Annotated in this window: 27 protein-coding genes; 21 read left to right on the forward strand and 6 right to left on the reverse strand. The window is 37.3% G+C overall.

What is annotated here, in order from left to right; genetic code table 11:
• The first annotated feature begins 2 nt into the window (after positions 1-2).
• From ABYK18_RS06540 to mnmA, 3 genes are read left to right on the forward strand one after another with little or no spacing between them, the layout of a single operon-like run.
• Positions 3-1,334, forward strand: a complete 1,332-nt coding sequence (locus ABYK18_RS06540; RefSeq protein WP_373035850.1) for an aminotransferase class V-fold PLP-dependent enzyme — start codon at positions 3-5, stop codon at positions 1,332-1,334.
• A complete protein-coding gene (locus tag ABYK18_RS06545) occupies positions 1,331-2,596 on the forward strand; it encodes an O-acetylhomoserine aminocarboxypropyltransferase/cysteine synthase family protein (RefSeq protein ID WP_373035851.1) in 1,266 nt (421 codons plus the stop codon). Before ABYK18_RS06540 ends, ABYK18_RS06545 begins: the two co-directional genes overlap by 4 nt.
• 4 nt (positions 2,597-2,600) lie before the next feature.
• Positions 2,601-3,635, forward strand: a complete 1,035-nt coding sequence (gene mnmA / locus ABYK18_RS06550; protein ID WP_373035852.1) for a tRNA 2-thiouridine(34) synthase MnmA — start codon at positions 2,601-2,603, stop codon at positions 3,633-3,635.
• A 13-nt stretch (positions 3,636-3,648) separates the two neighbouring features.
• Here mnmA and ABYK18_RS06555 read toward each other — a convergent pair whose 3' ends face one another.
• Positions 3,649-4,023 (reverse strand): helix-turn-helix transcriptional regulator, encoded by a 375-nt coding sequence (locus tag ABYK18_RS06555; RefSeq protein WP_373035853.1) that lies wholly within the window; start codon positions 4,021-4,023, stop codon positions 3,649-3,651.
• Between the two features lie 297 nt (positions 4,024-4,320).
• Between ABYK18_RS06555 and ABYK18_RS06560 the strand changes: the two genes are divergently transcribed.
• Both ABYK18_RS06560 and blaOXA read left to right on the forward strand, forming a co-directional pair.
• Entirely contained in the window at positions 4,321-4,776 is a 456-nt protein-coding gene (locus ABYK18_RS06560; RefSeq protein WP_373035854.1) for a hypothetical protein, read from the forward strand.
• A gap of 83 nt (positions 4,777-4,859) precedes the next feature.
• Positions 4,860-5,618, forward strand: coding sequence for a class D beta-lactamase (gene blaOXA, locus ABYK18_RS06565; protein ID WP_373035855.1), 759 nt, complete (start codon positions 4,860-4,862; stop codon positions 5,616-5,618).
• A gap of 186 nt (positions 5,619-5,804) precedes the next feature.
• On the opposite strand, the gene ABYK18_RS06570 is transcribed toward blaOXA, so the two are convergent.
• Genes ABYK18_RS06570 through ABYK18_RS06580 form a run of 3 tightly spaced genes read right to left on the reverse strand, consistent with a single transcriptional unit; the run spans position 5,805 to position 8,677 of the window.
• Positions 5,805-6,272, reverse strand: a complete 468-nt coding sequence (locus ABYK18_RS06570) for a DsrE family protein (protein ID WP_373035856.1) — start codon at positions 6,270-6,272, stop codon at positions 5,805-5,807.
• 33 nt (positions 6,273-6,305) lie between these two features.
• Positions 6,306-7,046 carry a hypothetical protein gene (locus ABYK18_RS06575; RefSeq protein ID WP_373035857.1) on the reverse strand — a complete coding sequence of 247 codons (741 nt, stop codon included), beginning with the start codon at positions 7,044-7,046 and terminating at the stop codon, positions 6,306-6,308.
• 20 nt (positions 7,047-7,066) lie between these two features.
• Entirely contained in the window at positions 7,067-8,677 is a 1,611-nt protein-coding gene (locus ABYK18_RS06580) for a diguanylate cyclase (RefSeq protein WP_373035858.1), read from the reverse strand.
• A 251-nt stretch (positions 8,678-8,928) separates the two neighbouring features.
• Here ABYK18_RS06580 and ABYK18_RS06585 point away from each other — a divergent pair, with 251 nt between their 5' ends.
• From ABYK18_RS06585 to ABYK18_RS06635, 11 genes are all read left to right on the forward strand, one after another.
• On the forward strand, positions 8,929-9,099 hold the full coding sequence (locus ABYK18_RS06585; protein WP_373035859.1) for a symporter small accessory protein: 171 nt from the start codon (positions 8,929-8,931) through the stop codon (positions 9,097-9,099).
• Positions 9,099-10,739 (forward strand): sodium:solute symporter, encoded by a 1,641-nt coding sequence (locus ABYK18_RS06590; RefSeq protein ID WP_373035860.1) that lies wholly within the window; start codon positions 9,099-9,101, stop codon positions 10,737-10,739. Before ABYK18_RS06585 ends, ABYK18_RS06590 begins: the two co-directional genes overlap by 1 nt.
• 14 nt (positions 10,740-10,753) lie before the next feature.
• Positions 10,754-12,130: an OprD family outer membrane porin gene (locus tag ABYK18_RS06595; RefSeq protein WP_373035861.1), complete on the forward strand. Its 1,377-nt coding sequence runs from the start codon at positions 10,754-10,756 to the stop codon at positions 12,128-12,130.
• 113 nt (positions 12,131-12,243) lie between these two features.
• Positions 12,244-14,070 carry a thiamine pyrophosphate-dependent enzyme gene (locus ABYK18_RS06600; protein WP_373035862.1) on the forward strand — a complete coding sequence of 609 codons (1,827 nt, stop codon included), beginning with the start codon at positions 12,244-12,246 and terminating at the stop codon, positions 14,068-14,070.
• A gap of 1 nt (position 14,071) precedes the next feature.
• Positions 14,072-14,614 (forward strand): 2-oxoacid:acceptor oxidoreductase family protein, encoded by a 543-nt coding sequence (locus ABYK18_RS06605; RefSeq protein WP_373035863.1) that lies wholly within the window; start codon positions 14,072-14,074, stop codon positions 14,612-14,614.
• A complete protein-coding gene (locus tag ABYK18_RS06610; RefSeq protein WP_373035864.1) occupies positions 14,614-15,906 on the forward strand; it encodes a phenylacetate--CoA ligase family protein in 1,293 nt (430 codons plus the stop codon). Before ABYK18_RS06605 ends, ABYK18_RS06610 begins: the two co-directional genes overlap by 1 nt.
• Position 15,907: 1 nt before the next feature.
• Positions 15,908-16,330 (forward strand): ACT domain-containing protein, encoded by a 423-nt coding sequence (locus tag ABYK18_RS06615; protein WP_373035865.1) that lies wholly within the window; start codon positions 15,908-15,910, stop codon positions 16,328-16,330.
• Between the two features lie 15 nt (positions 16,331-16,345).
• Entirely contained in the window at positions 16,346-16,762 is a 417-nt protein-coding gene (locus ABYK18_RS06620) for a PaaI family thioesterase (RefSeq protein ID WP_373035866.1), read from the forward strand.
• Positions 16,752-17,204 (forward strand): hypothetical protein, encoded by a 453-nt coding sequence (locus ABYK18_RS06625; RefSeq protein ID WP_373035867.1) that lies wholly within the window; start codon positions 16,752-16,754, stop codon positions 17,202-17,204. Before ABYK18_RS06620 ends, ABYK18_RS06625 begins: the two co-directional genes overlap by 11 nt.
• A gap of 58 nt (positions 17,205-17,262) precedes the next feature.
• The gene (dapA, locus tag ABYK18_RS06630; protein WP_373035868.1) at positions 17,263-18,156 is read left to right on the forward strand and encodes a 4-hydroxy-tetrahydrodipicolinate synthase; all 894 of its coding nucleotides are present in this window, start codon (positions 17,263-17,265) and stop codon (positions 18,154-18,156) included.
• 3 nt (positions 18,157-18,159) lie between these two features.
• The gene (locus ABYK18_RS06635) at positions 18,160-18,927 is read left to right on the forward strand and encodes an enoyl-ACP reductase (protein WP_373035869.1); all 768 of its coding nucleotides are present in this window, start codon (positions 18,160-18,162) and stop codon (positions 18,925-18,927) included.
• A 44-nt stretch (positions 18,928-18,971) separates the two neighbouring features.
• Here the strand turns inward: ABYK18_RS06635 and ABYK18_RS06640 are convergent, their stop codons facing one another.
• Both ABYK18_RS06640 and ABYK18_RS06645 read right to left on the reverse strand, forming a co-directional pair.
• Entirely contained in the window at positions 18,972-19,256 is a 285-nt protein-coding gene (locus tag ABYK18_RS06640; RefSeq protein ID WP_373035870.1) for a cytochrome c, read from the reverse strand.
• A gap of 149 nt (positions 19,257-19,405) precedes the next feature.
• On the reverse strand, positions 19,406-19,552 hold the full coding sequence (locus tag ABYK18_RS06645) for a hypothetical protein (protein WP_373035871.1): 147 nt from the start codon (positions 19,550-19,552) through the stop codon (positions 19,406-19,408).
• 237 nt (positions 19,553-19,789) lie between these two features.
• Here ABYK18_RS06645 and ABYK18_RS06650 point away from each other — a divergent pair, with 237 nt between their 5' ends.
• Genes ABYK18_RS06650 through rseP form a run of 5 tightly spaced genes read left to right on the forward strand, consistent with a single transcriptional unit; the run spans position 19,790 to position 22,700 of the window.
• Positions 19,790-20,317 (forward strand): hypothetical protein, encoded by a 528-nt coding sequence (locus tag ABYK18_RS06650; RefSeq protein WP_373035872.1) that lies wholly within the window; start codon positions 19,790-19,792, stop codon positions 20,315-20,317.
• Between the two features lie 14 nt (positions 20,318-20,331).
• Positions 20,332-20,709, forward strand: coding sequence for an ankyrin repeat domain-containing protein (locus ABYK18_RS06655; RefSeq protein WP_373035873.1), 378 nt, complete (start codon positions 20,332-20,334; stop codon positions 20,707-20,709).
• A 14-nt stretch (positions 20,710-20,723) separates the two neighbouring features.
• Positions 20,724-21,047 (forward strand): MTH1187 family thiamine-binding protein, encoded by a 324-nt coding sequence (locus tag ABYK18_RS06660; RefSeq protein WP_373035874.1) that lies wholly within the window; start codon positions 20,724-20,726, stop codon positions 21,045-21,047.
• A gap of 49 nt (positions 21,048-21,096) precedes the next feature.
• On the forward strand, positions 21,097-21,648 hold the full coding sequence (pgsA, locus tag ABYK18_RS06665; RefSeq protein ID WP_373035875.1) for a CDP-diacylglycerol--glycerol-3-phosphate 3-phosphatidyltransferase: 552 nt from the start codon (positions 21,097-21,099) through the stop codon (positions 21,646-21,648).
• Positions 21,648-22,700 carry an RIP metalloprotease RseP gene (rseP, locus tag ABYK18_RS06670; RefSeq protein ID WP_373035876.1) on the forward strand — a complete coding sequence of 351 codons (1,053 nt, stop codon included), beginning with the start codon at positions 21,648-21,650 and terminating at the stop codon, positions 22,698-22,700. The genes pgsA and rseP overlap by 1 nt, the downstream gene beginning before the upstream one ends.
• Positions 22,701-22,702 lie beyond the last annotated feature (2 nt).

Raw genomic sequence — 22,702 nt, forward strand, 5'->3', positions numbered from 1 at the left:
TTATGCGAAACACTAAAGATATTTTTAGACCCTTTGTTGATGAAGGCATCTCTTTTAGGGAGATATCTGAGGGTATTATCGGGATCAATAAAGAGAATTACTTTGACTATACGGCTTCAGGTCTTGCATATGAGCCTATCGAGCAGAGGATACAAGAAGTACTCACAACATACGCAAACACTCACTCAGAGTTTGCAAGTGATGCCAAAACTACGTCTTTTTACTACGATATAGCAAGAGCAAACTTAAAAAAGCATCTGCAACTGGAAAAAGAGTTTGTTCTTCTTCCTTGCGGTACCGGTGCTACAGGAGCTATTAAAAAGTTTCAAGAACTTCTTGGTCTTTATATTCCTCCTGCTACAAGAGCAAGGTTTAATCTCAACTTTGAGAACCTTGAAAAACCGCTTATAGTCATAGGACCCTTTGAGCATCACTCTAACGAGATAAGCTATAGAGAAGCCCTCTGTGATACACAAAGAATTCCTTTAGATAAGAGCGGAAATGTTGATTTGGAATTTTTGGCAGAATTACTTGAAAAAAATAAATCCCGTCAGATTATCGGAGCATTTTCAACTGCTTCAAATGTCACGGGGATTGTTCCTCCATATGCGGAGATTTCAAAACTGCTCAGAAAGTACAAGGCGGTAGTAGCATTTGACAGTGCTGCTTCATCACCGTGCTTAAATGTAGATTCTACTCTCTTTGATGCTCTGTTTCTCTCACCTCACAAACTTTTGGGAGGCCCGGGAACATGTGGTCTTTTAGCGATTAGAAAAAGCCTCATAAACGAAAAAGAGTCCCCTACTTTTGCAGGTGGCGGAACAGTGGCTTATGTCTCGTCAAACGAGCATATATTTAACTCAGATATTGAGATACGTGAAGATGCGGGAACTCCTGCAATCCTCCAACTTATAAAGGCTTCTTTTGCCTACCAGCTCAGAAACGAGATAGGAATCAAAAGAATCCAAGATAGAAAAGTAAAACTCTTTAAGATACTCAAAGATGGTCTTTTAGAGTTTAATGGCTGCACCATTTACGGGCAAAACGAAAAGCACGGCAGTGTCGGCATCTTGGCTATAAACTTTCACGGGATTAGCCCATTTGACCTGTGTGAGAAGCTCTCACAAGAGTTTGGCATCCAGACTCGTGCAGGCTGTAGCTGTGCCGGACCATATGGACATGATCTCTTTGGCATCTCAAAAATCGATGCCGATGATGAAAAACCGGGCTGGCTTAGAATCAGCGTAAACTACACACATAGTGTAGATAGTATTAAACATCTGCTCTTTGCACTCAAAGAGTCAATATATGAATTAAAAAAGGAAATAAAATGAACAAAGAAACAATAGCAATTCACCACGGATACGAGAAAGATTCTCAAGGCACGACTACGGTCCCGATATATCAGACGACAGCATACGCATTTAAAAGTGCCAAACATGCATCTGATCTGTTTAGCCTTCAGGACTTGGGAAATATCTATACAAGACTAAATAACCCTACTACAGCGGTCTTAGAAGCTAGACTTGCAGAGATAGAAGGCGGAGTAAGCGCCATTGCCACTTCAAGCGGTCAGGCGGCTATATTTTACTCTATCATCAATCTCGTAGAAGCAGGAGATAACATCATCATCTCTGACAAGATATACGGCGGAAGCGTTACGCTTTTAAAACATACCATTAAGAGGTTTGGTATTGAAGCGAGAGTTTTTAACCTTGACGATGCATCTACGATAGAAGCACTTGTAGACGAGAAGACAAAAGCGATATTTTATGAGTCGCTTTCAAACCCTCAAATCGCAGTAGCAGACATAGATGCAATCAGTGCAGTAGCACAAAAACATGGAATCATCAGCATCTGTGACAACACGGTAGCGACTCCACTTTTGGTAAACCCGATAGCTCACGGTGCAGATATAGTCGTACACAGTTGTAGTAAATATATCTCAGGTCAGGGTCTCGCTCTCGGCGGTGCCATCATAGACAGAGACGGTTTAACAGAGTTCTTTAAAACTAACCCAAGATATGAACACTTCAATGAGCCGGATGAGAGTTACCAAGGTCTGGTATATACAGACTTGCCGTTTCCTCCGTTTAACCTGCGTGTGAGACTTGCACTTCTTAGAGACATCGGTGCAACACCTTCACCGTTTAACTCATGGTCTCTGATTCAAAGTCTTGAGACACTTAGTCTAAGGATAGAAAAGCACTCTAACAATGCACTAAAAGTTGCAAAGTTCCTAGAGTCGCATCCTAAAGTATTTAACCTTAACTACCCTGGGCTTGAGAGCAACGGTTATAATGCTCTTGCAAACAAATACTTCACAGACGGACAGTGTAGCGGTCTTATCAGTTTTGAGGTTGCAGATAAAGAGAGTGCATGGAAAGTTCTAGATGCTACTAAACTTTTCTCGATTGTTGTAAACATCGGTGATTCTAAGTCAATCATCACACATCCCTCTTCAACTACGCATCAGCAGATTCCGCTTGACGAGCAAAAGAAGATTGGCATCACTGAAGGTCTCATAAGACTGAGTGTCGGACTTGAAAATGCAGATGACCTCATAGAAGATTTAAAAACTGCTTTAGACTCTTGATATCATGAAAAAGAAAGTAATAGTAGGTATGAGCGGCGGAATAGATTCTTCCGTCACGGCGTATCTGCTTCAACAGGATGGTTTCGAGGTCATAGGTGTTTACATGAAACTTCACGACCTCATAGAAGGCTACCATGAAAACAACATAGCATCCGGGAAAAAAGTTGCCGAATCTCTTGGCATCGAGCATCATGTGCTTGACCTTAGCGCCAAGTTTCAAGAAGAGGTCTATGACTACTTCGTAGGCGAGTACATCAAAGGCAAGACTCCAAACCCGTGTGTAAAGTGCAACCGCACCATCAAGTTTGGAGCACTCTTTGACTTTTCAAAAGAACTTGGCGCTGACTTTTTGGCAACAGGACACTACGCAAAAACAGACGGCGAGTTTATCTATGAAGCTGAAGATGACACAAAAGACCAGAGCTACTTTCTTGCACAGATAAAGCAGGATGTCTTAAAGCATCTCATCTTCCCTATGAACAAGTACAAAAAAACGGACATCGTAAAACTCGGAAGCACCCTGCCCGCCATAAGAGACATAGCCCAAAAAAAAGAGTCTCAAGAGATATGTTTTGTTGAAAATGTCTACACAGACATCATCAAAAAACATACAGACATAGACCTGCCCGGCATCGCTCTAGATGCTGATGGAAATGAAGTCGGTCATCACAAAGGCTACATGCACTACACCATAGGAAAAAGAAAAGGCTTCACAGTCCATGGCGCACATGAGCCTCACTATGTTAAAGAGATAGACCCGGATGCTAACACCATAGTAGTCTGTAAAAAAGACGACCTTGGCATCTCAAAAGTACGCATAGACACACTTAACCTTTTCATAGACAAGCAAGAGTTTGAGTGTAGTGTAAAACTAAGATACAGAACTTTTAAAATACCTTGTAAAGTAGTTATAGAAGATAGTGAAGCCATGATATACCTAGATACAAATGTAGACGGAGTAGCTACGGGACAAGTCTCTGTTTTTTATGATGGAAACAAGGTTTTAGGTAGTGGGTTTATAAAGAAGACGTTTCAATAGCATTTATAATATCTTAGAGGCTGTTAAAAGACAAAACAGCCTTAGCTACTACACGAACTTCCTCTTCTTTGTATACTAGATGCGAATAGGCTTTGTTAATAGATACAAATGTCATGCCATCTGATTCTTGTTTAGCTTTTTTTATCCACATTTTGTTCTCATAATAGACCAAGTATATACCAGCATCTACAACTTCTCTTTGAGAAAGATCAGCAACAACAAGTGTACAATCTTTAATCACAGGTTCCATTGACTCACCATCAACCTTTATGACAAAAAGCGAACCTTTGTTTATCGGTTCTTTAAGTAAGCTGACAGAAAATTCCAAAACTTTTTTTTCATTGTTTGAGTCAAGAGCATCTACGTATTCAAGAGTGATTAGAGACAAGTTTTATCCTTTTGCTTGAAAGTCTATATATCAGTTATTATATTCTTAGTTGCTTATGTTGCGTCAACCGCGGTGTTAAATTTGGCAGTTTTTCGTAAAAAAAATTACGAACAATATCTAAAAGTTTCTTTTTCACTTCCATAATATACACCTTATACTTAAGGGACAATTTGTCATAAAATTAACGATATTTCCAATTTTTAAGGAACATATTAAATGTACCTTAAATAATCATATTAGTAGGTATTTGTGTTATACTGTTCCTTGAACAAATAGTTATGTGTAAAGGAAGACTTTATGAACCAAGCACCTTCATATGAAGAACTTAAAAATAATGAAAACTTTTGGATACAAACAACTCCATACACAGCAGGTATAAACTTATCAGTTGATATTGATGATAGTGGAACATTTCTTTACTATGATACACTGGTAACAGTAGTAGACGATTATGGTAGTTTCCCATTTAAACAGGTACGTGTAGATGTTTTAGAAATACCGTCAATTGATATGAACAACAAATACCCTATTGGTTTTATTAAATTTGATATAAACAGTGCGATTATTAGACTTTTTTGCGAAAACAAACTATTTACACATATGGTTTCATCTTTATTAGCGGTAAAAGATAAAGAAATCGAATTTTTTATAACTATGCCAAACTTACCAGAAAAACTACCCAATGTATACCCTATTATTGATTATCAATACCGTATTTGCTCAACTTATAAGGATAAATGTAGTGAACTTTGAAAAACAAATAACAAAACATAGCACACCAATAAAGTGCCACAGGTACTTTATTGGTGTATTTAAACGTTATATGAAGGAAAACAATGAACTTTAAAAGAGTAATTTTACTCATTAGTCTTATCTTAAATCTAGCCATTGCACAAGACAATGATTTAACAAGTATTTTTGATAAAAGTAAATTAAACGGTACAATAGTTATATCCGCATTAAATGATGATGTAAAATATATATACAATAAGCAGAGAGCTATTAAAGGGTATATACCTGCTTCAACATTTAAAATAATAAATACACTTATTGCCTTAGAAGAAAAAGTTATAAAAAATGAAAATGAAATTATAAAATGGGATGGAAAAGTTCGCTCTTATAGCTCTTGGAACAAAGACCAAACTTTACAAAGTGCTATTTCAGTTTCATGTATATGGTGCTATCAAAAATTTGCAAAAGAAATAGGCAATGATAAGTATTTAACTTATCTGAAAAATATAAATTATGGTAATCACAAGACAGGTTCCAAGGTAACAACATTTTGGTTGGATGGTGATATAAAAATATCAGCTATAGAACAAATAGAATTTCTAAAAAAGTTATATAAAAATGAATTACCGTTTAAGCAACAATATATTGATATCACCAAAAAAATATTAACAGTTGAAAAAAAAGAAAATTATATTATAAAAGCAAAAAGTGGATTTTCTGGAAAAATTGGTTGGTATGTTGGCTATGTAGAAACGAAAAATGGAGTTTGGTTTTTTGCATTGAATGCAGATGTAACGAAAGATAAGCTTGAATATAGAAAGCAAATTGTAATGGAAGCTTTAAGAAGCAAAAACATCATATAACAAGTACTAGGAGAGAAAAATAAGTAGCCTAGCAACGACTTATTTCTCAATACAGTCGTCACACACCCCTGTGAATGAATCTCCACTTTTAACTATCATCTATCTAGCAGTTCCTAATACAATATCTTCCTCTCTAAAGCATACAAGTTATTGCTCTTATGGCAAGCATCTTTGAAGCTCTATAATTTAATGTACAGGGATGTACGCATATCCGTCATTTTGTGCGTCTATAAGATAAACATTTTTTATTGCATCTGCGTGAACAAATTTGTATATTGTTTCTTGCTTGATTCCTCTTGCTTTCATCCCTGCTGAACACATTTTAAATGTTACGTTATAACGGTCGTTAAGTTCTTTTAATGCAGATATAAACTTAGGTTGTATCTCAGTGGCACTTTTATCTTTAGCATATGGAGAGTCTGACAAATCTCTTATGAAATACTTATAGGCATCACCGGAAATCACCACAATTGTCTTAACTTCTTTATTTTGTCCTTTGTAATGTTTGTAAACATTTTTGATACTTTTAATCATATGTTTCTCAATTTTAGCACTATCACCGCTTGTCACGTCATAAACAGCTTTTGCTTCATCCGCATACATCATGCTTGTTCCAAGTATGCATATCACAATCATTGCTTTTATCCAGTTCATTTTTTTCCTTATTTTATATATTTAGAATGTATTTTAGTAGAGTATCTTTCTCTCTAAAGCATACAAGTTATTGCTCTCATGGCAGGCATCTTTGAACCTCTCTTTTAGTTCTCTGTCGTAAGTCATTAGATATATGTTTGCATCTCTGGCTTTTAGGTCTTTGAAATTCTCCAGCAGAACTCCGTCGGCCACGTTTTTACCGTGGTCGCATTTTGTGAAGTTAAAAGAGTTAAATGTTTTTGAAAAGTCAAAAAGATCTGCTTCCCACTCTGCTCTGAAGAGATAAAGTGAGTCTGGGTTACATGAGATGTAAATATGTTCGTCTTCTATCTTTAAGGGCTCTATGATGTCACTAAACATGGGAGAGATGTTTGAGAAGTTCTCTATATCCCAAAAGAGGTATGACTTTTTAGCTTTGCTTTGCTTCTTTTTGTTAAAGAGTACCAAGCTCTTCGAAATGTTCAGATGCACAAAAGCATCGTCTTTTACAAACTCCATCTGCTCTTTTAGCTTTTTGGCATCTGCTGATGTAAAGTTGAGTAGTTTAGATAGTTCTATGTACATATCCAGCTCTTGCAGCTCATATTCAAAACCGCCGCTCTTATAACTCTCAAAACTTTTTAACTTTTCTTCTGAATAGATAGTTCTTAATGAAATATACTCATTTGCTTTATAAGCACGTATGACAGATATGAAGATGTTGTAAGCATTTTTTGTCTTGGCAAGCTCTATAGTGCCGTAATATTTTTTATTTATTATTATTTTTTTTATCATAGCAAAATTATATCTTTTTATTACTCTCTCAAATCATTAGCGCTTGCAACGCAAACTTGATTTCTTCCAAGCTTTTTGGCACTGTACATAGCGTGGTCTGCTCTCTTGTGTAAACTTTCCAAGGATTCATTTTTTTTCAACTGAGCCACACCGAAACTGCATGTTATGCCGTTTATCTTCTGCATGCATAGTTTTTCTGTCATCTGTCTCAAACTTTCTGCAAGTTTAGCAGCTTGAGCTTCATTTGTCTCAGGAGCCAGAACCAAAAATTCCTCTCCGCCCCACCTTGCAAGATAGTCATTTTTGCGAATGTACAGAGATAAAATATTTGCAAAAGATTTTAGTACATCATCACCAACATTATGTCCATGATTATCGTTGATAAATTTAAAATTATCTATATCACAAAATATTAGCGAAAGTGGTTGTCCATGACGATTACTACGAGCAATCTCTTTCTCTGCTATTGCTATAAAACTGCGCCTATTCATCAATCCGGTAAGTAAATCAATAGATGCCAATCTCTCTTTTTCTTTTAGGATTTGATTCGTATAGCTTAAAAGTTTATTTACAGAAGAGCTCAGCTGACCAAACTCATCTTTAGATTTTACACATAAGCGTAAACTAAAATCTTGTGTCTGTTCAACTTTATTTAAAGAGCTAATTAAAGAAGATGATGCTCTCAAGATACGAACTACTGTTGAAATTGTCAAGACGCTTATCAACAATAATGCTACTAAAGCCACTGTTAAATACCAAAAAAGATTTCTCTCATTTACATGTATGTTATGTTGTGAATACTCTTTTATTTTTTTAAAGATAGTGTCTTCTGTCTTTTTCATAGAATCTATCGCTGATGTCATATCTGTCCACCAAGATAAAGAAGAACTTCTATCTAAAAGTTTTCCTTCTTTTACTATTGAAGCTATTTGTAATTTTACAGGTTTTAAAAATTCATCGTTTTGATATTTACTTGCATCGTATGGAGTCTTTTTTATATGAGCTTTAAAGTAGTCTAGTTGTCCAATAAAAATATCAAACTGATAACTGCTTTTTAAGATTTCACTCTGGCTTAGTTTGTTTTTTTCATAATAGCATAGAGTATCGGCTCTCAATATTCCTAAATTTTCCCGTGCTTTTAGAAGATATAGGATTGCATAAAGTTGATGAGAAATCTCTTTTGCATGTCTTAGTTCTGTCAACTCAAGTGAAATATTTAACAATAACTTATCAATTTCTACAGTGTAGAGTCCTTTGATAATGTCACATCTAATCTCATTTGCATTAGAAGCATTTGCATCTACACTATTTCTTATCTTTTGTATGTTGCTTGATAAATCAACAAATTCCTGATTACTTTTCAATTTGCTGTCAGTAATCTTTCTTTGTTGTGTAAGCTTGTCGTAAAAATCTATATCATGATTTAGCAGATATATAGATGTTAAGCCTCTCTCTTTTTGAAGAGAGTGTATAAGCTGTGAAACGCAAGATAGTTTTTCCACAACACTTAATGATTTTTGAGAAGTTAACACATCATTTTCGACATGAAGATACTCGTTTACAATAGCAAATAGCAAAAAAAGCAATGAAAAAAATGTTAAAAGAATAATTCTTATTCTAATAGAAGGCATTAACTAATCCACGTTTTATTTTAAATTTTAATAAATTCTATCTAAAAAACACTAAAAAACCATGATACTTTACTTTAACTGCAGTTTAAAAAAAAACTATAACTTTTTATAATGCTTTAATATTAATTTATGCTTAGCTTTGCAATAATTGTAGTGATTTGAAAACAATACAATATTTATTCCAATAATTAGAATATTGCTATTGAAAATTTCAATATTTGTAAAATCATACAAATAATTAAAGGGAAGAAATGGAATATTTTGATTTTGGGGTCAATATGGCTTTTACTCTCATGATAATCAGCACACTAGCCAGTGTTATCTATGGAGCAATCAACTGGAACAAGGACGGGTATGTGAAACCGCCTGAATTTGTTAAAGAGTGGAACAAGACTGAAAAAGAGATAGAGGATGAACTGTAATGGGTATTTTTGAAAACATAATCATCATCCTCTATTTGGCCGTTTTGGGTTACTTGGGCTTTAAAGGATACAAACAGACTAAGAGTACGGAAGATTATCTTGTAGCAGGTCGCAACACGCATCCATTCATCATGGCACTGAGTTACGGAGCTACTTTTATATCTACTGCGGCTATAGTCGGTTTTGGCGGAGTCGCTGCCTGGCTTGGAAACTCTCTGCTTTGGCTTACGGTGTTTAACATCTTTGTAGGTATCTTTATCGCGTTTGTTTTTTTGGGAAATCCGACAAGAAAGATGGGTTACCGTCTGAATGCTCACACATTTCCGGAACTTCTAGCAAAAAGATTTGACTCAAAGTTCATCCAGGTTTTTGGAGCGGCTATCATCCTGCTCTTTATGCCGCTTTATGCAACTGCGGTTCTTATAGGCGGCACACAGTTTATCGCTCTTTACTTTGGAACAGATTATCATATGTCACTTATGGTCTTTTCTATAATCATCACAGCTTATGTTATCGCAGGCGGGCTAAAAGGGGTAATGCTCACAGATGCACTTCAAGGAAGCATCATGTTTATAGCGATGATTATTCTGATAGTAGTTACCTTTGATTCTCTTGGCGGTATAGATGCGGCATTTACTAAACTTGACCATGTTTGGAAAGTAACGGTCATAGACCACCTTGCATCTACGAACATAAAAGATTTAAAACCGGGTTCACCTGACTTTATGATGAAGCTTTCTCTTCTATGGGGGTTTGAAGGTTGGAACTCGATGCCTGTGTTTTTAAGTAAGGGCTGGTTATTTGTAATCACTACTATTACCATGGGTGTTGGCATCGGTGTTCTTGCACAGCCGCAACTCATAGTCAGATTTATGACTGTTAAGTCAAAACAGGAGTTAAACCGTGCAGTTCTTATAGGTTCTGTATTTATAGTTGCGATGACGGGAATCATCTTTATAGTAGGAGCACTCTCAAACGCTTGGTATTATGAGTTCAACGAAGGTAAAAACGCACTTCAAAGTGCAGGTGCAATCGGTAAGGTAATCCCTCACTTCATAAATACTGCAATGCCAAAATGGTTTGCATTTATATTTTTGTTTGCACTTATATCTGCTGCTATGAGTACCTTGTCTTCTCAGTTTCATACTATGGGGACTGCTGTAGGACGCGACTTGTTTGAGCAGATAAGCAAAAAAGAGCACAACTCTGTAACAGTAACCAGACTTGGTGTTGTTTTGATGATTATCTTTTCTGTGAGTCTTGCTTACGCTTTTGATGATCAACCTGCAATCATCGCCCGCTCTACTGCAATATTTTTCGCTCTATGTGCGAGTATCTTTCTTCCAAGCTTTATCGGGGGCTTGTTCTGGAAAGGGATGACAAAAACGGGGGCTATCTCTTCTATGATAGTCGGTCTATTTATATCAAGCTTTTGGCTTCTTTTTGTTCACTTCAAAGAAGCAAAATCACTTGGAGTTGCAAAAGCTATATTTGGAAAACACTCACTGCTAAGCGGAGATATAATCTTTGTAGATGCACTTATGATTGCACTGCCGTTGTCTATCATGACGGCTATAGTTGTATCTTTAATGACTAAAAAAATGGATGAAGCACATCTAAATAAATGTTTTAACGACTAAAAAAAGGAAGAAGTATGAAGAAAAGAAGTTTAATATTGGCCGCACTTTTAAGTGCCGGTGTGAGTGTATCGGCAGATACGATTGAAGAAGCTTTTGCCAAAGGTAAAGTTCAAGGAGAGTTAAAATCTTTTTACATCAACCGTAGTTATGACGGTGCAGCGACACAAACCCGTGACGGTCTCTCAGTTGGCGGACACTTAGGCTATAAAACGGCTAAGTACTACGGTTTTGATGCAGGTGCTACATTTTACACTACAAACAAAATAGATGAAAAATCTTCAACTGCCAATGAAAACGACAACACACTTTTTGGCGCAGACGGCAACGGCTATAGTGTTTTAGGTGAAGCTTATATCGGTTATACGGCAGGAAAGACATCTTTTAGATTTGGTCAGCAAAGTATAAACACTCCATTTGCAGCACCAAATAACTTCAGGATGCTGCCAAATACATTTGAAGGTCTAGTTGTAAAAAACAGCGATATCACCGATACTAAGCTTGAGTTAGGTCATATCAGCAGAGTTCAGACAAACGGTTTTGCAAACTCAGTTCCGGTTGCAAACGGTGTACTTAATCCAAGCAGTTCCCTTACAAGACTAAGTTTACTCTATGGCTTTGGCCCGGGTTATCAGGTAGGTCAGTTTGAAAACATTGCAGATGTTTATTTAGGTTCTACAAACAACAAATCAACAGCTGGTATGACATACCTAAATGTTAAATACACCGGTCTTAAAGGTTTTACTTTCTCTATCTGGGATCAATACATACATGACATTATGAATATTGTTGTTGCCAAAGCAAGCTATAAAGGCAAACTAGGCAGTGTAAATACATTTGCAGCTCTGTTTTACACAAAGCAAGACAGCGTTGGAGACAATCTTTTAGGAAAAGCATTTGATACTGGAAGCGGAGCATTAGATGTAGATAGTACTCAATACGGTGCGATGCTAAAAGCTTCACTGGATAACGGCTTAGGAATAGACCTTCGTTACGTAAACACTCCTGCATCTGCTGGAAGCGTTTTAGACGGTGGTATCGTAAATGCAATGGGTGGAGCAAATCCTTTCATCATCTCTCAAGGTGCACTTCACGCCAACTTTGGAGATACGTCTTCATATATGGCAGGAGTTGATTATCAGTTTAAACCACTTACAGGTATAGACTTACTTGCAATGGTTAAGTACTTTGAATATGACATCGGCAAATACAACGGTTACCAAAGCGGATACTCTTGGAAAACAAAAGAAGTTGATTTAGACTTCATCTACAAAGTGACAAAAAACTTTAAACTACGTGCACGTGCAAACTTTCCAAGAGATTGGTTTGACTTAGGCGGTACTACGCGACTAAGTTTTGATGAATATCGTTTAATAGCGTACTATAAATTTTAGTAATTCTCAATAATTGTATTAATAATCCTTAGTTTAAGGAATTATTATACAATTATTGTGTAAATTATCATTAAGAAATCTTTTATAGATTAATAATTATGAGTGAGAATTTTATGAAACAAACATTAATGGGAAATGACGCAATTGCTTGGGGACTTATTCATGCAAATGTTGATATGGTTAGCGGATATCCCGGAACTCCGTCAAGTGAGATACTAAGCGAAGTTCAAAAAATCAAGTACAAACTAAACTTAGATATATATGCCGAGTGGGGAACGAACGAAAAAGTCGGTTTTGAAGTAGCTTATGCGGGTGCCATTGCAGGCAAACGCACTTGCGCTACCATGAAGCAAGTCGGACTGAATGTTGCAAGCGATGCTCTTATGAGTGCCGCTTACATCGGAAACCTTGGCGGTATGCTTCTTATTGCCGCTGATGACCCGGGCTTTCACTCTTCTCAGACTGAACAGGACTCTCGTGTATTTGCAAAGTTTGCACGTATCCCTGTTTTAGACCCTGCAACTCCACAAGATGCCTATGACCTTACAAGATACGGTGTTGAGCTATCAGAAAAATTCCAAATCCCTGTAATGCTCCGCCCGGTTATGCGTGTTTGTCATGCCCGTGAAATCATAGAGATGGATGAAGAAACAAACTTCAGACCAAACAAAGGCGAATTTCAGCGTAATGTTCCACGCTGGGGTGCAGTTCCTCGTGATGGCAGATTTGCTCAGGGCATCGAGCAGTTAAACCGCATCGAGGTCATCAAAGAGTACAACTGGGAGCATCTACTAAAGCCTGAATTTGACGAGTGTGAAGGAAAAAATACTCTTATCATAACAAGTGGGACAGGTCACGGTTTTGTAAAAGAAACCCTTAGCGACCTCGGGCTAGATGCTGATGTTGTCAAAGTTCTGATGCCTTACCCTCTTCCTGTGGAGCAGATGCAAGAAAGATTCAAGTCTTATGACAAAGTTTTAGTCGTTGAAGAGCCGTATCCTTGTGTAGAAGAGCAGATTGCAGCTCCTAATGTATATGGCAAGAACACAAACTCTATTCACCAAATTGATGAAATGAGCAAAGAAGAGATTTTAAAAGCATTCCAAAATATCGGTCTTTATGAGGGTGAAAATATCTATGCAACTCCGCCGTCACTTGACTTTGACATAGAAGCAAGACCTCCGGCACTTTGTCCTGGCTGTCCTCACCGTGATGTTTACTACGCTATTACAAAAGTCTTTAAAAAGAAAAAAGCCATCTATCCATCAGACATAGGCTGTTATACTCTGGCTCTTGCTCAAGGGGCAATAGACACTATCCTTTGTATGGGTGCAAGCGTCTCCATGGCAAGCGGTTTTTCCATAAGCGACCCAGATAAGACTACGGTTGCGACTATCGGTGACGGGACATTTTTTCACTCGGGCATCCCGCCGCTTTTAAATGCCGTATATCAAAACCACAAATTTATACTTGTCATCCTTGACAACTCAACAATAGCAATGACAGGCCGTCAGACTACACCTTCAAGAAGTAACAAAAATATCGACATCAAAAAGATTGTAGAAGGTATGGGAATTGATTGTATGGAGCATCAATACTCTTATGAGATGCAAGATAACATAGACTTCTTTAGAGAGGTAAAAGAAGTACATAAAAGTGCAACAGGACCAACCGTCGTAGTTGTAAGAGAGTTTTGTATCTTAGACAGAGAGAGAGCTCCTGAATTCATTCCAAATATCTTTGCAAAAGTCGATCCTGATCTTTGTGTTGCCTGTGACCAATGTACAACAGTTTATAAATGTCCTCCTATGGCTTACAATGATGACGGAGTCATTGAGATAGACCCTTTTCTTTGTGCAGGCTGCGGCGGATGTCTGGATGTAGTATGTCCTACAGATGCGTTTGTACAAGATTTTGACTACTTAAAAAGAGGTAACTAAGATGAAATATCAAATAGTAATTGCCGGTTTTGGCGGTCAAGGTGTTGTTTTTCTTGTAAAAGTTTTAGCCATCTGTGCAGGTAACCGAAACATCGCTTTTTTGGGAACTGAAAACCATGGTATGAGTCAAAGAGGTGGAGCGGTTTCTTGTGACATCAAGATTGGCGACTTTACCAACCCGGTAATCGATAAAAATCAAGCCGATTTGATGATAGCACTGGAGAGAAATGAGGGGCTTAGAAATGTTGCATATTTAAAACTAGATGCTACAATGGTAACAAATGCAAAGGACAAAGATGATTACCCTGCTCTTCCATTTAAAGGATTTGCCAAAGTAGATGCTTTTAAAAAAGCTGAAAATGGAGAGTTTCCTATTCAAGGGCTAAATGTATACATGCTGGGTTTTGCTCTTGTAAATGACAAAAAATTTCCATTTAGCATAGAGGAAATAAAAACTGCTATTACTCAGATGAATGCAAAAGTAGCAGCTCAAAATATTGAGATTTTAGACAAAGCTATGAAAGATGCCAAGGAGTTGAAATAATGTGGAATAAAATAGAAGGCGAATCAAGAGAAAAGATAGAACAAACTCAACTAAAAAGACTGCAAGACACCGTTACAAGAGTCTATGAGCTTACACCTTTTTACAAGGAAAAGTTCAAAGAACTCGGCATCTCACCTAAAGACATCACTTCTCTCAAAGATATACAAAAACTGCCCTTTACAAAAAAACAGGACTTAAGAAACCACTATCCTTTCGGACTTTTTACAGTGCCGATGAGTGAAGTGGTAAGAGTCCACAGTTCAAGCGGTACTACGGGAAAACCTACTGTTGTAGGATACACTCAATCAGATATGGACGTCTGGGATGAAGTAATGGCTAGAGTCTTCACAATGGCTGGAACGACTGCAGAGGATGTTGTACATAACGCTTATGGTTACGGACTTTTTACGGGCGGACTTGGATTTGACGGTGGCGCTAAAAAGATAGGTGCAACTACCATCCCTGCAAGCAGCGGTTTTACGGATAGACAGATAATGCTTATGAAAGATTTCAACGCAACCATAATGGCATCTACTCCGTCTTTTGCTCTTCATATGTATGAAGCCGCTAAAAAATCAGGCAATGACTACCTAAAAGACTTCAAACTAAAAGCTGGTGTATTTGGAGCTGAACCTACAAGTGACGGTCTTAAAGAAGAAGTTTCCCGTGTTTGGGGAATAGACTACCATGAAGTTTACGGACTTAGCGAGATAATAGGACCGGGTGTAAGCTCAAACTGCAAACACTCTAAACTGCTTCACGTAAACGAAGACCATTTCTTTCCTGAGATAATCGACCATAAAACAGGTGAAGTTCTTCCAGATGGTGAACGCGGTGAGCTGGTTATTACTTCACTTACAAAACAGGCGTTGCCGATTATTCGTTACCGTACCGGAGACATCACTTCTCTTCACCGTGAACCTTGCGGATGCGGAAGAACTTTAGTACGTATGGAGAGCATAGTCGGTCGTGTTGATGATATGATTATAGTTAACGGTGTAAATGTCTACCCGTCCCAAGTTGAACACGTTATAGCAAATACCGAAGGTGTAACACTAAACTACCAAATTATTGCAGATAAAAAAGGTCATCTTGATAAGATTGATATCTTAGTAGAAGTAAGCGAAGATGTTATAAGTGATTCCGTCGCCGAGATGGAAAAAATCAAAAAAGACATACAACACTCGCTTGCAAACAACCTCTACATAAATGCAAATGTTAAACTTGTTGAACCTCGCAGTATTGAGCGAAGTATGGGCAAAGCCGTAAGAGTTGTAGATAAAAGGGTATAAAATGTCAAAAATATTAAAGCAATTATCTGTCTTTGTGGAAAACAAAAAGGGTGAACTTAGTGATATAACTACACTTCTGGCATCAAATAATATCTCTATCAGTTCAATTAACCTCTCTGATGCCAGTGATTTTGGTATACTTAGATTAATGGTAAACGATAATGAAAAAGCGAAGTCTATTTTAGATGAAGCCGGTTTTTCATCTCGTTTTACTGATGTGTTTGCGGTTGAAGTGAGTGACCATGTCGGCAGCTTTAATTCTGTTATAAAAGCACTTGCAAAAGAAAATATCAATATAGAATACACTTACACTTTATCAAACGCTAAAATCGGGGCGTTCATATTTAAAGTCTCAGATAGAGAGTTAAATCACGCTATTAAGACGCTTGAAAAAGAAGGTGTGAACCTGCTTGTAGAAATATAGTTTAGTAAGGATATTATGAAAGCTCAGGAAATTGACAAAAGAGATATAGATTTCTTAAAATTTATTGGTGGTGAAGTCCTTGACTTAGGTGACGGTTATGCTCAACTTGGATTTGATGTAGAGCCTCATCACAAACAGCATTTTGGCATAGTTCACGGCGGTGCTATTGCTACTTTGGCTGACCACTGTGGGTGGTGTGCCGCTGTTTCCGTACTGGACAAAGGTCTCAGCGCCGTAACAATTGAGATAAAAATCAACTACTTAAAACCTGCAAAAGATGAAGTTTTAAAAGCTGAGGCAAGAGTTATAAATCAGTCAAAGAGAACTATATTTACAACAATTGAGATATTTTCAAAGGACACTCTGGTAGCATATGCAACCGGAACTTACCATGTTTTAGATGAAGAAAAGGCTTTAGACAATGCTAAATAATAGAGAAATAAGTGACAGATTTGAAGTTCAGGTAAATACCCTTTACAACTGGCAAAAAAGTAAACCGAAACTTTATGCCTATCTCCAACACGCTGATTACAACAAAGAGAGAAATAAAGAGATAAACGTACTGCTTGATTATTATGCAAAGTCCATAAACAAGGACTTTAGCGTTGAAGAAATTCATTACATAATAAATTCCGACATTAACCCTCACACCATTGAAGAGATAGATGATCTGCACAAAATATTCATAACACTTGAAGCCAAAAACCTATCTATAAAAGGTGATTTTCTACTCAAAATATATGATAAATTTCATACTATGAACATCATAGAAAAATACATCTTTTATAAAAAAGTCTACAAAATAAGGGATAAAGAGACCTCCTACTCAAAAGAGAAGATAGAACTACATTTTAAAGAATATCTAGCTGGTTAGAAAATACAGTTTTAATAGTTTTTTGATATAATTGCGCATTATTTAAAAAGGGCAATAAATGAATATAGTAACCGGTTCTTCTACAGCATTGATAACTCCGTTTAAAAATGGAAAACTTGATGAGCAGACTTATGCTGCGCTTGTACAAAGACAGATTGACAACGGTATGGATGCAGTATGTCCGGTAGGAACTACCGGTGAGAGCGCTACACTTACATATGATGAAGATATAAGATGTATGGAAATAGCAGTTGAAGTCTGTAAAGGTACTAAGACAAAAGTACTTGCAGGTGCAGGCAGTAACTCAACTGCAGAAGCTATCAACACGGCAAAACGCGCGCAAGACTGCGGTGTAGATGCCGTCTTTTCTGTCAGCCCATACTATAACAAACCCTCTCAAGAAGGTCTATACCAACACTATAAAGCTATTGCTGATTCTGTAAGCGAACTGCCTTTTATGCTTTACAATGTTCCTGGTCGTACAGGCGTTGATATCACTGCAGACACTACTATACGTCTCTTTAACGATTGTAAAAATATCTATGGTATCAAAGAAGCAACAGGTTCACTAGAGCGTACAGTTGAACTTCTTTCACGTTGTCCTGAGCTAAAAGTATTTTCAGGCGATGATGCTATCGACTACCCTATCCTTGCAAACGGTGGAGCAGGAATCACTTCTGTTACCTCAAACCTGATGCCTGATCTTAAATCAGAGTTGGTAAGACTTGCTCTAGCAGGTGACTTTGCAGGTGCAAAAGCTATCAACGACAAACTTTACCCGCTTAATGCAGTAATGTTTTGTGAGTCAAACCCTGTTCCTATTAAAGCTGCTATGTATATCGCAGGTCTGATTGAAACTCTAGAATACAGACTTCCACTTGTCGCTCCAAGTGCCCAAAATATGAAAAAAATCGAAGAAGTAATGAAAAATTACGATATTAAAGGACTATAATATATGAAAGACAGAGTATTATTTGTAAGTGGTGGAACCCGCGGTATAGGTAAAGCTATCGTTTATGCCTTTGCTGCAAAAGGTTGTGATGTAGCATTTACATATGCTTCTAGTGCAGATGCAGCAAACGATATCATTGCTGATGTTGAGAGTAAGTATGGTGTTAAAGCTCGTGCTTATAAACTAAACATCCTAGAACCTCTTACATATAAAGATGTATATAAAGAGTTTGACGAAGACTTTGACAGACTTGACTACTTTATATCTAACGCTATTATTTCAGGTCGCGCAGTTGTAGGCGGTTTTGCACCGTTTATGAGACTAAAACCAAAAGGTCTAGGTAATATCTGGACTGCAACTGTTGAAGCTTTTGTTGTCGGTGCTCAAGAAGCTGCTAAGAGAATGGAAAAAACAGGTGGCGGAAGCATTATCTCAATGAGTTCTACAGGAAACCTTGTTTACACTCCAAACTATGCAGGTCACGGTACAAATAAAGCTGCTGTTGAGACAATGGTAAAATATGCTGCTGCCGAACTTGGTGAAAAGAATATCCGTGTTAATGCAGTAAGCGGCGGTCCAATAGACACGGATGCACTAAAAGCATTTCCAAATTATGAGGAAGTAAAACAAGAAGTTGTAAATCGTTCTCCACTAAGCCGTATGGGAGATGCAACAGACCTTACAGGAGCATGTCTTTTTTTATGTGAAGGCGGCTCTTCATGGTTGACAGGCCAAACCATCGTTGTAGACGGTGGAACATCTTTTCAATAAACAATACATAATTTTCACCTCTTATGAGGTGAAAACTTTTAAAACTACTTACCTATTTTATCCGCAATAGCATTTATATCAGCTTCTGAAAGACCTTTTGAGTGTTCAACCATCATCGCTTTCATAGCTCCGCCGTATGTACCGGCTTGATAACCTTTCATAGCTGCTACAATATCAGCCTTTGGCATGTCTTTAATAACTTTACTTTTACCGCCAAGAGCAGCTTTTTCACCAGTTTTACCGTGACACACCACACACTTTGTATATGCATCTGCCATTGCTAATGAACTTAAACCTAATATAGCTAATAATACGATTGATTTTTTCATACAATCCTCCTGTTATTTACCTATATTATAGTCTAAATTGACTTGATAAGATACTTAAATTAGATTTATTTGATATTTGTATGAGTTGAATAACAGACGCTATAAAATAGCGTCTAAAGGGAGTAAAATATTACACTTTAAAAATAAGACTATTTTCCTGAGTGAATATCATCATTTGGATAGTTAGGTTTACTGATTCCTGAGTTGTCGTCATTATTTGTCGTGTCATAATGAACTGCTGACTCTGCCTGAAGAGCACCTAATGTTAATGCGATTAGTAAAATGATTTTTTTCATCTTGTTTTCCTTTGGTAAGAGCGCCTTACGCTCTAGTATTTTTAAATCGGAGTAATTTTATCCGATTTAACTTTTGAATAACAATTCATTTTTAAACTACTATTTTTTTTTAAGCTTTATCTTATAAAACTGATAATCTTGACTTATATCAAGTTTTACTTGACTTGTGTTAAGTTGTGGTTGCACTTACAAATGTATAATATCAATTCTTAATAACAATTTTTAAAGGAAATAATGATGAAAAATTTACGAGTTTCACTTATATCAGTTTCACTATTATTAGCATCTACTCTCTTTGCTAAGCCAAATCTGCCCCCTCCTGTTGAAGATTTTGTAAAACTTAAAAAAATAGCCGGAAATACAGGTCCCTTTACATCTAAAGAGGACTTTCCGAAAAGTTATTTTCTAATCCCTAAAAATCTGCCATACCTGATTGGTCTAAGCCTATATCATCCGGCAAGTTCTGGGTTGAACCTTTCAAAAAAACAGATAGAAGCTCTGCTTGAAGTCAAAAAAACAATTACGCCTTACATTACCGAAGTGGGTTTAAAAGTCAAAAAACTTGAACTTGAAGTGGTTGACGCTATATCTTTAAAATACAAAGGTGTTCCGGCAGAAGACCTCGACGCAAAGATTGACGAGATAGCAAAACTTAAAGCCGACCTCACAAAGTCTCATCTTAGATGCATAGAAAAGGTCAAATCAATACTGACTGCAGAGCAGTACGAAGAACTGCTGGACTACGGCATCATAAATATGTTTTAATAAAAGGAAAAAATATGCAAGACAACAATACTTTTGAGAAATTTGAAAAAATAGTTTACGACAATGACTTAGAGCTTTTTAAGAGTGAAGTTGCCAAACTAGATGACATCAACATTCAAAACAAATACGGCTGGACGCTTCTTCACATTGGCATTAGAAGAAACAGAACAGATATGGTCAACTTCTTACTGGACAACGGTGCAGACATAAACAAAATCGACGGTGTTGGCTGGACTCCTCTTATGGAAGCTATTATGGACGATATGACAAACCTTTGCAAGATTTTAGTAGATAGAGGTGCCGACAAATCAATCGCAAATGCCAGAGGTGTCACAGCTCCAATGCTTGCACAAAAATTCGGTCGTGTCGATATGTACGACGTACTGTCATAAAAAAGAAGCTGTAAATGAGTGTATTACTAGAATTTAGCATGTTTCCGACTTCGGATGATTGCAGAGACGGCTCTTCAGTTTCTGCACAGGTCAGTAAAATTATAGATGCCATAGACAAGTCGGGCGCATCTTACCAACTTACACCTATGGGCACAGTAGTTGAGACTGACACTATGAAAGAGGCGCTCTCAATTATAGAACTGGCGTATGAACAACTGAGTGAGTGTGAGAGAGTCTACTCATCTTTAAAGTTTGATATCCGTAAAAACACAAAAAACAGACTCAAAACTAAAATAGAATCTGTTGAAAAAGCTTTAAACAGGGAAGTAAACCATTAGTAAGCAAAAAAAAGCTAAAATCACGTTATTATAAATTCAAGGACTTTTTTTGTTAAACCTCCCAAATGCCTTAGCATCACTTCGCATACTAATAGCGCCGTTGATGTTTTGGGTAATTTTAAACCCTGCCGTATTTACAGACAACGGCTTCCATATTACTTGGAACTACTACTTTGCATCTTTACTTTTTGTCTTGGCATCTGCTACTGACTTTTTTGACGGTTATATAGCTCGTGAATGGAACCAAATGACTCTGCTTGGCGGCATCTTAGACCCACTTGCAGACAAGATGCTTACCTTAGCGGCATTTTTAGGTCTTATGATGATTGGAGAAGCTTCTGCTTGGGCTATCTATATCATCATCGTTCGTGAACTTTTTATCACTGGAATCAGAACAATAGCAGTCAGCGAAGGTCTTGATGTAAAAGCTTCATGGGCCGGGAAAGTAAAAACAGTGGCACAGATGATTGCTATAGGTTTTTTACTTATGCACTGGCAGTTTGGAAACGAGCTTTTATGGTTCGCGGTTGCACTTACTGTTTACTCCGGTTTAGAATATCTATGGGGCTTTAGAAAGGCACTTCTTAAGGACGAGATTTAATGAGTATTTTAGTATCCCTCTTAGTCTTATCGGCACTAATATTTTTTCATGAGTTAGGTCACTACTTTGCAGCAAGAGCGATGGGTGTTTATGTAGAAGTATTCAGCATCGGTTTTGGCAAAAGAATGATGACGTTCAAAAAGTGGGGAACTGAGTGGAGCATCTCTGCTATTCCTCTTGGCGGATATGTAAGGATGAAAGGTCAGGATGACTCTGATCCGAGCAAGAAAAGCTTTGATGAAGACAGTTACAACGTAAAGACTCCTCTGCAAAAGATGTTTATTCTTTTTGCAGGACCTCTTGCTAACTTTGTTCTGGCATTTGTCCTTTACTTTATGATCGCATTAGGCGGACCGAGTATTTTATCTCCCGTTATCGGTGATGTTGTCAAGAACTCTCCTGCAGAAAAAGCCGGGCTTAAAACTAACGACACAGTAAAATCTATAAACGGCGTTAAGATAACCACTTGGAAAGAGATGGCTAAGATTATTGAACACTCTGAGGGTTCTTTAAATTTAGAGATTTTAAGAGATGGTTTTGTAGAGTTTAAAACACTTACTCCTAGCATTAGAGAAACAAAAAACATGTTCAATGAAGTCATCCAAAAGAAGATGATAGGAATCGGAAGTGCAGGAGTTTCTCACAAACTTGAGCTAAGTGCCGGTGAGACTCTTAGCTATGCAACAGAGCAGACTATCTTTGCATCTACCATGATATTTACGGGACTTAAAAAGCTTATAGTCGGTGAAGTCCCTGCAAAAGAGCTTGGCGGAGTTATTAGCATCGTAAAACTTACTTCAGATGCTACGGATGCAGGCTGGATGAGTGTACTCTTTTTTGCGGCGCTTATCTCGGTGAACTTGGGAGTTCTAAACCTTCTGCCAATTCCTGCGCTTGATGGAGGGCATATTATGTTCAACCTTTACGAGTTTATCTTTAGAAGAGAAGCAAGTGAAGCTATAATCATAAAACTTACAATTGCCGGATGGGTAATACTTTTTTCACTTATGGGGCTAGGTCTCTATAATGATATTAATAGATTGATGGGGTAAAA

Source organism: Sulfurimonas sp. (genome assembly GCF_041563495.1).
GTDB lineage: Bacteria > Campylobacterota > Campylobacteria > Campylobacterales > Sulfurimonadaceae > Sulfurimonas.